Below are 15,397 nucleotides of genomic sequence, written 5' to 3' on the forward strand. Positions count from 1 at the left end.
TTTTCACAAAACCACACTTCTATTTTTCAATTTTTGCAAAAAAAAAAGAAAAAGATGTACAAAAATGTACAAAGTAACTTATTTTCCTCTAACAAACTAATATATAAATTGGTGCATTGGTTAAAATACTACTAAACAAAAGAAAAAAAATCTATTAATTAAATTAAACTTTTAATAGGAGGTAATAAATATGGCAAATAACAGTTATCAAAATGTAGTTCCAGAAGCAAAAGAGGCTTTAAATAAGTTTAAAATGGAGACAGCTAGAGAAGTTGGTGTTAACTTAAAGGAAGGTTATAATGGTGATTTAACTTCAAGAGATGCTGGAAGAGTTGGCGGAAACATGGTTAAAAAAATGGTAGAAGCTTATGAAAAGAGTATGAAATAATTTAGAAATTTACTAAAAATTGTATATATATAATTTTGAAAGGAGGTGATACAAATGGCTACTAATAATAATCAAAATGTGGTTCCAGAAGCAAAAGAAGCTTTAAATAAGTTTAAAATGGAAACAGCTAAAGAAGTTGGTGTTAACTTAAAGGAAGGCTATAATGGTGACTTAACTTCAAGAGATGCTGGAAGAGTTGGTGGAAACATGGTTAGAAAAATGGTGGAAGCATATGAGCAAAATATAAAATAACTAGTTTTATTAAACATATGCAGGCTGTTAGCAATTTGCTAACAGCCTTATTATATTTTTTAGCAATTTATATCTGAAAATTCTATATCAACTATTTTATCAATATCCGACTCCATAATAGATATTTCTTGCGTATTATTGCTTTTTTTATAATAATTATTTAATTTAATTATAAATTCAGAACCCTTATTTTCTTCTGTTTTTACAATAATTTTTCCTTCCATACTTGATAATAATAATTTTACTACATTTAATCCTAATCCTGTACCTTCTGCTTCTCTGGATAAAGTAGTATTAATTTGGCAGAACCTATCAAAAATAGCACTAATTTTATTTTTAGGCATTCCCACACCTTGGTCTTTTACACTTAATTCAAAATAATCATTTTTTATATTTAAACAAACAAATATTTTTTTATTTTCTGAAGTAAATTTAATAGCATTAGACAGCAAATTTAAAATTATTCTCTGATACTTTTCTTTATCTATACAAACTAATTTTTCTTCTTTGTTAGTATCAAATATTATAGAAATATTTTTTCTTTTAGCATAATTATTTGCTAAAGTAACTATGTTTTCTGTTAATTCTACTATATCAAAATTACTTGAATTTATTTTAATTGCTCCTTCTTTTCCTTGCAATATAACAAACACATTATTTATAAGCTTTAACAATCTACTGCAGTTTTGTTTTATTGTTATTAATATTTTATCAATATTAGGATTTATATCTTTTTTATAAACATAATATGCCAACTGAAGAGATGAATAAACTATTGTAAGTGGAGTTCTTAATTCATGAGAAATAACATTAAAAAAATCATCTTTATCTTTACTTATTTTTTTAAGCATTAAATTAGTATTTATTTCATTACTTATATCCACTGCATGAACATGTATTTCAATAGTTTTTCCATTTACTTTTCTAGGTATTAACCCTATTTTGTAAAATATCTTTTTATTATCTATTCCTAGGATTTTTTGTTTTAATAACATATAGTTTTTTCCTGTTTCTCCTACATATTTTAATTTTTCAATGGCATCTTTATTTTCTAAATAAGAAAATATATCTGTAATATTTTTACCTACTACATCTTCTTTAAAATTTTCTCCTTTTATAACTTTCAATACTTCTTTGTATTTTTTATTTATTAATTTATATTTTAGTGAAGGATAGTTTATAACAGCAATAGGTACATCTATAGTATTTACTACATCCTTTATAAATTGGGATTTTCTATTTAAAAGTATTTCATGTATTTTTTTATCAGTAACATCCTTTACATTTACAATAGTATATTTTAATTTGCTTTGTTCATTAAATATAGGTCGTATATTTATTTCTATATATTTTATTTCATTTTTATATTTATTTTTTACTTTATATACTTTATTCTTCATATAAACATTTTTTTAACGTATTCTTTATAAATTTTTTCTACAGAATCTTTTTTTCCTTTTTCATCAAATAAATAATACTTACTTACAAATTTCTCTGAATTTACAAAATCTATAGCTTTTAAATGAAATATTTTTTGTATAGATTTATTACATAAATTTAATTTATGTTTATTGTCAAATACTAATATCCCTTCAGATATATTATTTATTACATCTTTTAAATGCATTAAATGTTCTTTTTCTTTTTTTCTTAAAATCTCAATTATTTGGCATTTAGTTTTTAATTCTGCTGAAAAATTTAAAAATTCTTCTCTTTCTTTTTTAAATTTAAGTTTACTTGTAAACTCTTTAGTTATATCATAAAAAGTTATTATAGCACCTATAATATCTTGGTTTTCTATAAGTGGCGAAGTAGACATAGATAAATATTTATCTTCTTGCCATGGATTGGTTTTTTTAAAGTATAATATTAAATTTTCAATTTGCTCTCCATTTTTTAAAGTTCTATATAGTGGAAAAGTATATTTGTCTAATTTTTTATCTTCTAAATATACATTGTATTCTTCCAAAAATTCGTATGCATTTTTAACTTTTTCTATGCTTTCTTTTTTAAGTATGCTATTTCCTTGTTTATTTAAATAAAGTATTTTTCCTTGTTTATTAGTAATACAAACCATATACGGAAGGGCATCTATTGCTTTTTTTGTAATGAATGTTTCATTATTTATAAAATCATTACTATAATCCATTAACTTATCTCCTATAATAAATAATTTAATAATTTGTATATTATAAATTTCTACACTATTAAAAAATTTCCTTCTATTTATGGCATAATATAAAAAAATTGCATGGCAATTTCTTAAGACATTCTAAAGTCCACTATTTTCATTTGAATATTTACAAAACCTCTGTATTCATTTATGCAAGGATAAAATATAAAATCCATTTTTAATCCTTTAGGATTATCTATAATTTTTTCGCTATTGCCAAATTCTTCTTCCATCATTTCTTCAAATTCTTTTACCTTTCCAAAACCTAGTGCTTCTATTTTTTTGTCATCACCTTTTATTTTGCAAAAAAGCTTTAGCGTATTTTTGTCCTTACCTAGTATTTGAATTTTTTCTATATCTACATCTTTTTCTGCTAAAAGTGGTGATGAATTACCTTTGCCAAAAGGCTCTAAAAATTCTAACTCTTCTATTAGTTTGAAAGAAATATCCTCTAAAGATACTTTTCTATCTATAATTATTTTAGGAATTATATCTTTTTCTGTTAGTATGCAGTTTTTGTTTAGTGTTTTTCTTAAAAGATGTATATTTTCTTTTTTTAAAGAAAGACCTGCTGCCATAGGATGTCCACCAAATTTCTCTAATAAATCTTTGCATTTTGTAAGCTCTTCAAAAATATTGTATTGTTCTATGGATCTAGCTGAGCCTTTTACTGTATTTTTTCCATTGGTCAATATAATAGTAGGTACATTAAATTCATCTCTAATTTTTCCTGCTACTATACCAGCAATGCTTTCGTGTATGTCTTCTTTATAAATAACTAATACTTTATCATATATAAGCTCAGAACTTTCTATTATATTAATTACTTCTTCTACATTTTTATTAGTCATATCTTGTCTTTCTCTATTTAAATCACATAGTTTTTTTGATAATTCTAAGGCTTTATCTTTATCATTAGTTAAAAAAAGTTCTACTGCTAAAGCTGCTGTATCTAATCTTCCTGTAGCATTTATGCAAGGTCCTATTTGAAATCCTATATGATAAGATTTTATTTCTTTATTTTCCAGTCCTACTTCTTGTATTAATGTTTTTAATCCTAAGTTATTTGTATTACTTATCATTTTTAATGCGTTTTTCACAATTATTCTATTTTCATCTACTAAATCTACTATATCACATATAGTCCCTATACCTGCAAATTCTATAAATTCTAAAGCTTCCTTTTCATCTATATCCATTTTTTTATAAAGAGCTTGTACAAATTTAAAAGCTACAGCTGCTCCACAAAGGGATTTAAAGGGATATTTGCAATCTCTTCTTTTTGGATTTATTATAGCATCTGCTTCTGGCATAATATATTTTCTATGGTATGAATCTTCTTCAAAATATTTTAAATCGTGGTGATCTGTGACTATTACTGTCATTCCTAGTTTTTTTGCCAATTCTATTTCTTCTAAAGAAGCTATGCCGTTGTCGCAAGTGATTATTACTTCTATGCCCTCTTCTTTTAGTTTTTTTACTCTTTCGCTGCATATGCCATAGCCTTCATTTTCTCTATCTGGTATGTAGTATTTTATATTAGCACCGCATCTTTTTAAAGCACTATACAATATAACAGTGCTAGTTACTCCATCGCAGTCATAATCTCCATATATTACTATGTGTTTTTCTTCCTTTATAGCATCTATTATTATATCAGTACCTTTATCCATGTCTTTCATTAAAAATGGGTCATATAAATCTTCTATAGAGGCTCTTAAAAATTTTTTTATTTCATTTGGTTCTTTTATACCTCTATTTACTAATATATTAGCTATTACTTCGCTTACACCGGCTTCTTTAGCTAATTCTTTTATATCAATTTTACTACACCTTATCATCCACCTAGGTTTCAAAAACTACCACCTCTTTTTTTTGTATTAATTTATTATATAGTACATTATATCACTAAGTAAATTTATTTTAAAAAAAATTGCTATGCAAGTTTTTTTAATTAAGAGTTATGTAGAATTTTTTTCCACAACTTCTCCCTATTAATTCTTATCTAAAAAAATTTCCATTTATGAATATATTAAGTTTTTCCGGGTATATTACTTTTAGGGGGTATCTTAATGAAAAACAAAGAATACATATCTATAGCACAGTTAAAGAACATAACAATAGGATTTTTATTGGGAACTTCTTTAATAATTTCTATTGGAATAAAAGAAGCTAAAAGAGATGCTTGGATTTCTCAAATTATTGCTGCTTTTATGGGAATAGCAGTAATAATTATGATATCTTACATAATAAAAAAATTTCCTAAATGTAGTTTAGAAGAAATATTAAATACATTAGTTGGAAAAAATATTTCTAAATTAATAATAGCTTATTTAGGAGTATATTCTTTTATACTTTCTTTATTTATATTAAATAATATAGCTGTATTTATGAATATTGTAATTATGCAAGATACACCTATATGGGTTTTTATTTTCACAATATCTTTAACTACAGCCTATATAGTAAAAAAAGGTATAGAAGTTACGGCTAGATGTGTAGAAATAATAATTCCTTTTACATTGTTAATATTAACAATTTTATTGATTTTATTAGGAATTATTTCTTTTGATATAAATAATTTAAAGCCATTTTTTGCATCTAATTTTAGAAATATATTGAAACCTAGCATTGCAATTTTCATATTTCCCTATGGAGAAGCTATAATACTTTTATTTTTAAATACTTTGGTTAGAGATAAAGAAAATTTAACAAAAAATAATGTAAAAGCTGTTATTATTTCATCAATATATCTTATATTAAGACCTGTAGCAGCAATTGGAGTATATGGAGTAAAGCAAGCATCTACATTGGTTTTCCCAGCTTTTTTAAGTGTAAGAACTATAAAAGCAGGAGATTTTTTTACTAGAATAGAACTATTTATGGTAGTAGCTTGGTTTTTAACTGCTTTTGTTAAATTAGCTGTAAGCATTTATGTAACATCTAAATCCATAGAATATAGCTTTTCGCTAAAAGATTATAAAGATATATTGATTCCTTTATCAATAATTATGGTACCTTTAGCAGTTAAATCTTACACTAATTATGTAGAATTGAAAGAATTTGTGCATTTAGGTTGGGTTATGTTTAATATACCTTTGCAATTTATATTTATTATTGTATTTATTATTTCTATATTTTCAAAAGATAAAAAGTTTAGCACTTAAAAAATACTTCATATAATTTGCAAATAGAAAGTAATTAAAAATAATAACATAGCCTCATAAAGGAATTTTGTAAATAAGTCATTTCATTAAGACAGTCTAAGAATAAAAAATAAAAAAACTCCTACCCAATTTATGCCCCGTCCTTGGGGCGGAAATTGGCTCATCACGTCCTGTGATGAATTACGGAGTTTTTTTTATTTTTTATTCTAAGACTGTCTAAAATTCATTCAAATTATTTACAAAATTCCTTTATGAGGCTATGTTATTATTTTAAATTACTTTCTATTTGCAAATTATATGAAGTATTTTTTATTGAATAATATTATCTATGATATAAAACATGTAGGTAATAATAATTTAGCTGTATTGTTTAATAAGCAAGAAACGGAAGGCAAGTTGATTATATTAAATTCTATTATAGCAGCAAATACAATAGAGAATATTAAACAAAATATAGATATATATAATGTTTTATTTTCTAATTTTTTTTTATTCCTTATTAAGGAATAATATTCTAACATAATAATAAAAATAGAAGATAGAATTAAAGAAAAAAGCATCTCTATTCTCCTTTTAAATATATTTATTTAATATGAATTTTCAGTAGTATTTTAATAAAGTATTACTATTGTAAAATAAATAGAAAAGAATAAGTATTTAAATTATCTTATTTTAATACCAGTGTAATTAATATTAGCTTTTACATTAGGTTGAAATTTTACTTTTTCAACAAATATTTTTTGCCATTGGTCTTGAGACAAATTTAATATATTAGGATATTTATAAGAAAAGGCATTTCCAAATCCAAATAAATCTAATTTATAAATATTTTTAGATTTATTAAAAAGCTGCATAATAGAGCTTTTTAAAGAATTTTCTACTGTTTTAGTTAAATCATTTTTATTTATATTTTCTATATTATAATTATCTGAGTATTCAACAATATTAAAATCAATATTAGTATCAGATTTAATAGTGTAATTGCCTTTTTCAATTTTAGGTTTAATTTTTGTTTTAGATTTTGTAACCTCTAATGTAAAAGTTTTATCTTCATATTCAAAAGTTAATACAGGATTTTTAATTTTGTTTTTTATAAAATTTAGTATGCGATTTTCCTCTAAAGATAAAAAATCTATTAATTTATATTTATAAAAAATTCCTACATTGCTTAAAGTGTTATTAGATTTTTTATCTATTTTATCCTGAGGACAGTTTTGAGTAAAGCAATTCATAAAAGAAACACCAGACACATCTTCAGATTCTTTTATAAAATCTCTAATATTGCTTTTAACACCATAACCATTAATAGACGATTCTTCAATTAATTTTATTATTTCATTGGAAGGTACATTGTCATAATCTTTTTCAGAAGACATTATATTTTTAATAGAAGAATTAGAAATTACAAAATAAGCAGTTTTTCTTCTTTGAGAATCTCTTGTAAAAAAATCTAAATAGGGTTTAATATCTTCTTTAGCTAACTCCTCTGTTAATATAACTAGTTTAGCATGAGGCCAATAATTTTTTCTAGAGGCATCTTTAGATATATTTCTAGCAGCGTCAAATACAGAATTCCCTTTAGCACAGTGAAGTATATAGGATGAATTTTTAGAAGCACCTTCACTTCCATTAGACGAACTAGGATTGACTGTTTGTACTGTTACTTCAAATTTGTCTTGTTTATCTTTATCTATGCCCATACCCAGTATAATTCCTATATCATTTAAATCATTACTGCTCCAGCATGCTGAAGCAGCAATTGGTATTATAAGTATTAATAAAATAGAAATAATATTTTTTATCATATTAATCTCTCCTACTAATATTTTTTTGGCAGTTATTATTATTATTATTGCGTATAATAGAGTCATATTTTTTGCTAAAAATATTAAGCCTATTTTCTTTTAAATTCCAAATAGGTGGTCTATAAGTTATATTATTTAAAGTTTCATTTATATTAGGAGAAATCGGAGCTAAATAAGGCACTCCAAAAGAAGTTAAAGAAGCCATATGAGCTAAATTTAACAATATAACAATAAAAATACCCCAAAGTCCTAAAATTCCGCTTAAAATAATAGAAATAATTCTTAAATATAACTTAGGAGCATTTAAAAGTATAGAAGGAATTAAAAAAGAGTTTATAGCAGTAAAGGCTATTACAATAACTATTGCAGGAGAAGCTAAACCGGCTCTAACTGCAGCATCTCCTATAACTAAACCTCCTACTATACTAATGGCAGGTCCTATAGCTTTTGGAAGTCTAGCACCTGCTTCTCTCATTATTTCAAAGGCAATTTCCATTAAAAAAGCTTCCAATACAGTAGGAAAAGGAACACCAGACCTTTGATTTTGTATAGAAATCAATAATTTTGTAGGCAACATCTCTTGATTAAAATTAGTAATAGCTATATAAAAAGCTGGCAAAAAGCAAGTAACTACATATCCAAAATACCTTAATATTCTTAAAAAAGAAGCAAAAAAGTACCTAAAATAATATTCATCTGGTGATTGAAAAAGGTCAGAAAAAAAACAAGGCACAATTATAGCATAAGGGCTATTTTCTTGAAGTATAGCCACTTTTCCCTCTAATAGTGAAGCCACTACTTTATCTGGTCTTTCCGTAATTTGCATTGTAGGATAAATAGAATTAGGATTATCTTCTATTAATTCTTCTATGTAAGATACATCTAGCAAATTATTTTCTTTTATAGTATTTAATCTTCTAATTACTTCATTTAAAATGTGCTTATTAGTTAAAGAATCTATATAAGCTAAGGATATTTTAGATTTTAAATAATTGCCTATATTAATTTCTTTAAACTTGCATTCTTTATGTAAAAGCCTTTTTCTAATAAGAGCTATATTAGTACTTAAAGTTTCTGTAAAGCTTTCTTTAGGACCATTTATAGTAGGCTCTACTTCTGGTTTTTCAATACTTCTTGCAGGATATTTTGGAAGCATAATATTCAAACTAGATTTTTTACCCTTTATAAATAATACTACTCCCCCAGAAAGTATTTTTTCAATACATTCATCTAAAGAATTTAATTTTGTAATTTGTCCTATGGGTATTAAGCTATCTATAGAAACTTCATTTAAATTAGATTTTAAAGTGGATAGTTTTTTTAGAACTCCTTCAGTTAATAAATATTCATCTATCATTCCGTCAGTATATACTATGTAACTATTAAAGTTTCCTATATTAATTTTTTTAAACACTATATCGCTACAATTTTCAAATTCATTTTTTAAATAATCTATATTTTCTTGTAAATTATATTTTATATTTTCACTCAAGTATTTTCACCAACCTGATTTAGTTTTACTCCAGTGTTATTATGTGCAATTTTTCATATTTAATACAAGATTTTAAAAAATTGCTATACAACTTTTTTTAGTTTAAAGTTTTTTTAATAAAATAGTCATTATGCTATAATTGTATATTGTTTTTTTCTTATATTTTTCAATGACCAAGTTATAATAAATTTCTAAGCATAATTTAAAACTTAAAATTATGCTTAGAAATTTGTTTATATAGTTGTAAAAAACTATATTTTAATTATTTTTTATTAAATATCTACTACATCATATCCCATTTCTTCTACTGCTTTTTTAAGATTTTCTTTGGATAAATTTTCGCCTTCTACAATGGCACATTTGTCTTCTAGACTTACTTCTACTGATTTAACTCCTGGAACTTCTACTAAAGCATTTTTAACATGCATAACACAATGATTACAAGACATTCCTTCGATTATTAATTTTTCTTTCATATAAATCTCTCCTTTATTTAAAATAAATTTTTATAAAATTATATTAACTACAATTAAATATAGATTTTCTATTATTTCACATTTAAATATTAAAATATATAAGTAGAATAAATTAAATTTATATATTTAATTTAAATCTTTTAAGTCTTAATGCATTTAAAAGTACTGATACGGAACTAAAGCTCATAGCCGCTGCAGCTATCATAGGATTTAATCTTGGACCTCCAAATAAAGTAAGCACCCCTGCTGCTACTGGTATGCCTAATGTATTGTAGCCAAATGCCCAAAATAAATTTTCTTTTATATTTTTAATAGTAGCCTTGCTTAGTTTTATAGCAAAAACCACATCTAAAATATCATTTTTCATAAGTACAATATTAGCAGATTCTATAGCTACATCAGTACCAGAACCTATGGCAATTCCTATATCTGCTTGTGCTAAAGCTGGAGCATCATTTATTCCATCTCCTACCATTGCTACTTTTTTGCCTTCTCCTTGAAGAGATTTTACATGGGAAGCTTTATCTTCTGGAAGTACATCTGCTATTACTTTATCTAAATTCAATTGTTTTCCTATAGCTTCAGCAGTATTTTTATTATCTCCTGTAATCATAGCCACTTCTATACCCATATCTTTTAACATATTTATAGCTTTTAAACTATTTTCTTTTATTACATCTGCCACTGCTATAATTCCAGTAATATTAGAATCCACTGCCATTATCATAGGAGTCTTACCTTGTTTTGCATAATCATCTAATTTATTTTCTATATTGCTTATGTCTATATTTTTACTTTCCATAAGTTTTTTATTTCCTAAAGCTATATTTTTTCCTTCTACTATAGCTTCTATTCCCTTACCTGGAATGACAAAAGGTTTTTTAACTTTATATAAATCTAAATTTTTATTTTCTGCTTCTTTAACAATAGATTCTCCTAATGGATGCTCTGAAGCCTTTTCACAAGATGCCGCATAAATTAAAACATCATCTTCTTTAAATTCTCCCGCTACATATATATCTGTAACTTTTGGTTTACCCTCTGTTAAAGTTCCTGTTTTATCAAATACAATAGTATCTATTTTATGAGCAGTTTCCAAAGCTTCTCCAGATTTAATAAGCACTCCATACTCTGCTCCTTTTCCTGAAGCTACCATTATGGCTGTAGGAGTAGCTAACCCTAAAGCACATGGACAAGCTATTACAAGTACAGAAATGAATATAGTAAGAGAAAATACTAATCCTTTTCCTCCAATGTACCAAGCTAATCCCGAAAATACCGCTATAGTAATTACTGTAGGCACAAAATAACCTGAAATTATATCTGCTAATCTAGCAATAGGAGCTTTTGATCCTTGAGCAGATTCTACCAATTTTATTATTTGAGAAAGTACAGTATCTTTGCCTATTTTTAATGCTTTAAATTTTATACTTCCATTTTTATTTATAGTAGCTGCAAAAACCTTATGCCCTTCTTTTTTCTCCACAGGTATACTCTCACCTGTAAGCATAGACTCATCTATAGAAGTTACTCCCTCTATAATTTCACCATCTACAGGAATTTTTTCTCCTGGTTTTACAATTATAATATCTCCTACTTGAACTTCTTCTATAGGTATTTCTTCTTCTTTTCCATTATTAATTATTTTAGCTTTTTTAGGAGTAAGTCCTATAAGTTTTTTAATAGCCTCTGAAGTTTTTCCTTTAGCTCTAGCTTCAAAATATTTACCAAGGCTTATTAAAGTTATTATTGTAGCTGCTGATTCAAAATACAAATCCATGGCATAATGTGTATTTCCTATAGATATTTCATACATTCCAAACAATCCATATACAATAGCCGCACTAGTACCAATGGCAATTAAAGAATCCATATTAGGACTTCCTTTAAACAATGTTCTAAAACCTATAATATAAAAATTTCTTCCCATAATTACTACTGGAATTACTAAAGCTAGCTGTATTAAAGCAAAATTAAAAGGATTAATCATAGGATCTATAATTTTAGGAAGATGCATATTTAACATATGTCCCATGCTTATTATTAAAAGCGGAACAGTAAAACATAGAGAAATCACAAATTTTCTCCACATGTTCTTCATTTCTTCTTCTTTTCTTTCCTTATCCTTATCTACAGTATTATTATCTTCATTCAAAGGAACATATCCCGCTTTTTCTATGGCACCTTTAATTGCAGAAAGTCTTACTTTAGAAGGATCATACTCTAAGAATAACTTTTCTGAAGCATAATTTACTTCTGATTTACTCACACCTTCTAGTTTTTTTGTAACCCTTTCTACTGCCTTTGCACAAGCTGTACAACTCATTCCTCCAATGCCCATAGTTACTTTTTTTACTTCCAAATCTTCCTTTGCTGTATAGCCTGCTTTTTCTATAGTTTTAACTATATCCTCTGGTGATACTTTGTTTTCATCATATTTTATATATAATTTTTCCACTGCAAAGTTAACATTAGATTCTTCCACTCCATCTAATTTTTTTGTAACTCTCTCAACTGCCTTTGCACAAGCTGTACAACTCATATCTCCTATTTTAAAAACTTTATCCATAAACCCACCTCCTAATAATTATTTAAAATAAATCATATAAATTATTTGCCTGCGAACTTTTCTAATACCTTCATTATTTCATCAACCTTCTCTTCTCCACTATTATGAAGGAAAGCTTCCTTAACACAGTGATTTAAATGTTGTTTTAGTATTTGCATATTAGCTCTTTTTAATAATCCTTGTGCTGCAATTATTTGATTGGATATATCTATGCAATACCTTCCATCCTCTATCATTTTTATAATACCTTCAATTTGTCCCTTAGCAGTTTTTAAATTCTGCATTGCTTTTTTCTTTTCTTCATTCATTTTTATACCTCCCTCCCCAAGTGGGGGTGTTATTTTATATAATTATACTGTAGTTGATAATAATAATCAATAATGTAGCAAATATTTCATAATAAAAAATGACTAAGATAATTTGTAGATAAAAAATAAGATTATAAAAATAATAAGCAAAGTAGCGTAAATAAAGTTTGGAAGTAAGTCATTTCATTAAGACACTCTAAGAATAAAAAATAAAAAAACTCCTACCCAATTTATGCCCCGTCCTTGGGGCGGAAATTGGCTCATCACGTCCTGTGATGAATTACGGAGTTTTTTTATTTTTTCTTCTAAGAGTGTCTAAAATTCATTCAAATTACTTCCAAACTTTATTTACGCTACTTTGCTTATTATTTTTATAATCTTATTTTTTATCTACAAATTATCTTAGTCATTTTTTATTATGAAATATTTTCTTTTATTAACCATAAAATAATTGATAAATAAAGTTTTAATAGTATTATTATATATTCTTTTATTGGGTAATTTAAAAATATAATATTTATTGTATAATTAAATTAAAGTCTTTATGTAAAAAGAGGTGATATATATGAGTTTAGCTGAAAAACTTTTAAAAGATTTTGAAACACTTCCTCACACTGCAAAACTACAAGTAATAGATTTTGTAGAATTTTTAAAACAAAAAAACCAAAAAAATTTAGAAAATTTGATGGATGATGTAATAGATGAAAATATAGAAGCATTAAAGGAGTTAGGGATATAGGATTAATTGAAAGTGCTTTAAACAGAGGATTTGTTACATTTAACGGAGAAGATTTATACAAAGAAATTGAAAAAAAGATTGCAGTTATAGCACATGGATTAATAAGAAATCATGGATTTATTGATGGAAATAAACGTATTGGAGTTTCAGTATTAATAATATTATTAAAAATTAATAATATTAAAATTCAATATACTCAATCAGAATTAATTAATTTAGGACTTGAAATTGCAAAAGGGACAATGAATGAAGATGATATATTTTTATGGATAAATAGTCATAAGGATTTTAGCAATTCAAAATAATCATAGTTAAAATATTTCATAATAGAAAATAATTGAGATAATTTGTAGATAAAAAATGAAATTATAAAAATAATAATATAGTGGCATAAATAAAGTTTGTAAATAATTTGAATGAATTTTAGACACTCTTAGAATAAAAAATAAAAAAACTCCGTAATTCATCACAGGACGTGATGAGCCAATTTCCGCACCAAGGACGGTGCATAAATTGGGTAGGAGTTTTTTTATTTTTTATTCTTAGAGTGTCTTAATGAAATGACTTATTTACAAACTTTATTTATGCCACTATATTATTATTTTTATAATTTCATTTTTTATCTATAAATTATCTCAATTATTTTTTATTATGAAATATTTTTAACTACTTTACATTGCAAGATACTTGTATTATAATATAGCTACAGACTAACATGTAAGACAAGGTAGGTGATATTATGGCAAAGAAATCGCAACTTTTAAAAGGTATATTGGAAGGTTGCATATTAAAAATAATAAGTTATGAAGAAACTTATGGATACGAAATAACTGAAAAATTACTTAAATTTGGTTTTGAAGAAATTTCAGAAGGTACTATATATCCTCTTCTCATAAGACTTGAGAAAAGTGGATTGTTAAAAGCTACATTGAAAAATTCTCCTTTAGGACCTAAAAGAAAATATTATTCTCTTACTGTACAAGGTGAAGATGAATTAAATGAATTTCAAGTTAATTGGGGTTCATTACAAAAAATAGTAAATAATATTATGGAGGGGTAGATATGAAAGCTCTAAAAAATTATTCTAAAACTTTAAATGAATTACGTAAAAATTTATCTCCTAAAAACTCTCAAATATTTGGTGATATAATAATTTATATAAGAACTAGCAGTCTTAAAGAAATAGATATTGAAGAAGCTCTTCAAGAAATATTAGATATATTTTTACAATGTCAAGCAGATGGAAAAGATATAGACGAAATAATTGGTAAAGATTATAAAGCTTTTGCTGATTCAATAATAGAAGCCCATGGTAAAAGCAACAAAATTTTAGATTTATTACAATACACTGCATTAATAATTATGATTTTAATAGGAATTGATTTTGCAATAACTACTGTAACAAACTTTATAACTAAAAAGCCTTTCACTTTAAATTACACATTAAGTTTATGGTCTATATTACAATTTATTTTTGCTGCTTCAATAGTGTATGTAATATTTACGTTTATTCATAAAACTAGCTTTAATAAAGATAAAAAGTCTGAAAAAAGACATAACATTATATTTATGGTTGTATTTTTTATAGTGTACTTCTTATTTATTTTAAGTTCAAAATATTTAAGTAAATTTGTAATAGCTACAGTTCCTGTTTATATCATTTTAATTTTAGCTTCTATTGTTTATTTTTCTATAGATTCATATCAATATAGTAAATATAAAAAAAGTAGACAATTAACTAATGATGATATGTTGGTTAACACTAATACCAAAACTGAAACTGGATTAAAAGGATTTATTGACTCACATTTTGCTCTAATTGATATTTTCCTTAATTTTGCATTAGCTATAATATTTATTTACAGTGGATATATTATTGTTAATAATAAAAATAATTTTTCCTTAAATTGCAATATTAAATGCAACACCCCTGTGAAAAAATCATGTAGAATAGGACTGACAATAGTCAAAATCAGCCTTAAGCCCATCTTAATAATAACAGGAGATGGAGTGCATGGGTTTGTCAAG

The 15,397-nt window shown here is 25.3% G+C and carries 16 protein-coding genes; 8 read left to right on the forward strand and 8 right to left on the reverse strand.

All coding sequences use genetic code 11. From position 1 onward, the window contains the following. Positions 1–190 precede the first annotated feature (190 nt). The gene (locus tag CLOACE_RS05130) at positions 191–388 is read left to right on the forward strand and encodes an alpha/beta-type small acid-soluble spore protein (RefSeq protein WP_070109966.1); all 198 of its coding nucleotides are present in this window, start codon (positions 191–193) and stop codon (positions 386–388) included. 54 nt (positions 389–442) lie between these two features. Beyond that, on the forward strand, positions 443–640 hold the full coding sequence (locus CLOACE_RS05135) for an alpha/beta-type small acid-soluble spore protein (protein WP_070109967.1): 198 nt from the start codon (positions 443–445) through the stop codon (positions 638–640). A gap of 59 nt (positions 641–699) precedes the next feature. Here CLOACE_RS05135 and CLOACE_RS05140 read toward each other — a convergent pair whose 3' ends face one another. The 3 genes from CLOACE_RS05140 to recJ form a co-directional block, all read right to left on the reverse strand. Next, positions 700–2,040, reverse strand: coding sequence for a PAS domain-containing sensor histidine kinase (locus CLOACE_RS05140; RefSeq protein ID WP_084027550.1), 1,341 nt, complete (start codon positions 2,038–2,040; stop codon positions 700–702). Beyond that, entirely contained in the window at positions 2,037–2,789 is a 753-nt protein-coding gene (locus tag CLOACE_RS05145) for a PAS domain-containing protein (RefSeq protein WP_084027551.1), read from the reverse strand. The genes CLOACE_RS05140 and CLOACE_RS05145 overlap by 4 nt, the downstream gene beginning before the upstream one ends. A gap of 113 nt (positions 2,790–2,902) precedes the next feature. Beyond that, positions 2,903–4,669 (reverse strand): single-stranded-DNA-specific exonuclease RecJ, encoded by a 1,767-nt coding sequence (gene recJ / locus CLOACE_RS05150; protein ID WP_101495389.1) that lies wholly within the window; start codon positions 4,667–4,669, stop codon positions 2,903–2,905. A 216-nt stretch (positions 4,670–4,885) separates the two neighbouring features. Here recJ and CLOACE_RS05155 point away from each other — a divergent pair, with 216 nt between their 5' ends. Both CLOACE_RS05155 and CLOACE_RS11640 read left to right on the forward strand, forming a co-directional pair. Next, positions 4,886–5,980 carry a GerAB/ArcD/ProY family transporter gene (locus tag CLOACE_RS05155; RefSeq protein ID WP_070109968.1) on the forward strand — a complete coding sequence of 365 codons (1,095 nt, stop codon included), beginning with the start codon at positions 4,886–4,888 and terminating at the stop codon, positions 5,978–5,980. 312 nt (positions 5,981–6,292) lie between these two features. After that, positions 6,293–6,490, forward strand: a complete 198-nt coding sequence (locus CLOACE_RS11640) for a hypothetical protein (protein WP_139141312.1) — start codon at positions 6,293–6,295, stop codon at positions 6,488–6,490. A 152-nt stretch (positions 6,491–6,642) separates the two neighbouring features. Here CLOACE_RS11640 and CLOACE_RS05165 read toward each other — a convergent pair whose 3' ends face one another. The 5 genes from CLOACE_RS05165 to CLOACE_RS05185 form a co-directional block, all read right to left on the reverse strand. Continuing rightward, positions 6,643–7,785 (reverse strand): Ger(x)C family spore germination protein, encoded by a 1,143-nt coding sequence (locus CLOACE_RS05165; protein WP_070109970.1) that lies wholly within the window; start codon positions 7,783–7,785, stop codon positions 6,643–6,645. Between the two features lies 1 nt (position 7,786). Continuing rightward, positions 7,787–9,277 (reverse strand): spore germination protein, encoded by a 1,491-nt coding sequence (locus tag CLOACE_RS05170; RefSeq protein WP_070109971.1) that lies wholly within the window; start codon positions 9,275–9,277, stop codon positions 7,787–7,789. A gap of 272 nt (positions 9,278–9,549) precedes the next feature. Continuing rightward, entirely contained in the window at positions 9,550–9,753 is a 204-nt protein-coding gene (locus CLOACE_RS05175) for a heavy-metal-associated domain-containing protein (protein ID WP_070109972.1), read from the reverse strand. 118 nt (positions 9,754–9,871) lie between these two features. Then, positions 9,872–12,322 (reverse strand): heavy metal translocating P-type ATPase, encoded by a 2,451-nt coding sequence (locus CLOACE_RS05180; RefSeq protein ID WP_070109973.1) that lies wholly within the window; start codon positions 12,320–12,322, stop codon positions 9,872–9,874. 41 nt (positions 12,323–12,363) lie between these two features. After that, positions 12,364–12,630 (reverse strand): metal-sensing transcriptional repressor, encoded by a 267-nt coding sequence (locus CLOACE_RS05185; protein ID WP_070109974.1) that lies wholly within the window; start codon positions 12,628–12,630, stop codon positions 12,364–12,366. Positions 12,631–13,195: 565 nt separating this feature from the next. Here CLOACE_RS05185 and CLOACE_RS11755 point away from each other — a divergent pair. The 4 genes from CLOACE_RS11755 to CLOACE_RS05200 all read left to right on the forward strand — a co-directional run. Then, positions 13,196–13,369, forward strand: a complete 174-nt coding sequence (locus CLOACE_RS11755) for a hypothetical protein (RefSeq protein ID WP_175429435.1) — start codon at positions 13,196–13,198, stop codon at positions 13,367–13,369. Between the two features lie 5 nt (positions 13,370–13,374). After that, positions 13,375–13,674, forward strand: coding sequence for a type II toxin-antitoxin system death-on-curing family toxin (locus tag CLOACE_RS05190; protein WP_278287446.1), 300 nt, complete (start codon positions 13,375–13,377; stop codon positions 13,672–13,674). A gap of 434 nt (positions 13,675–14,108) precedes the next feature. Further along, positions 14,109–14,429 carry a PadR family transcriptional regulator gene (locus tag CLOACE_RS05195; protein ID WP_070109975.1) on the forward strand — a complete coding sequence of 107 codons (321 nt, stop codon included), beginning with the start codon at positions 14,109–14,111 and terminating at the stop codon, positions 14,427–14,429. Between the two features lie 2 nt (positions 14,430–14,431). Continuing rightward, the coding region (locus CLOACE_RS05200; RefSeq protein WP_070109976.1) for a DUF1048 domain-containing protein at positions 14,432–15,397 on the forward strand (966 nt) is incomplete at its 3' end.

This window comes from Clostridium acetireducens DSM 10703 (genome assembly GCF_001758365.1).
GTDB lineage: Bacteria > Bacillota > Clostridia > Clostridiales > Clostridiaceae > Clostridium_C > Clostridium_C acetireducens.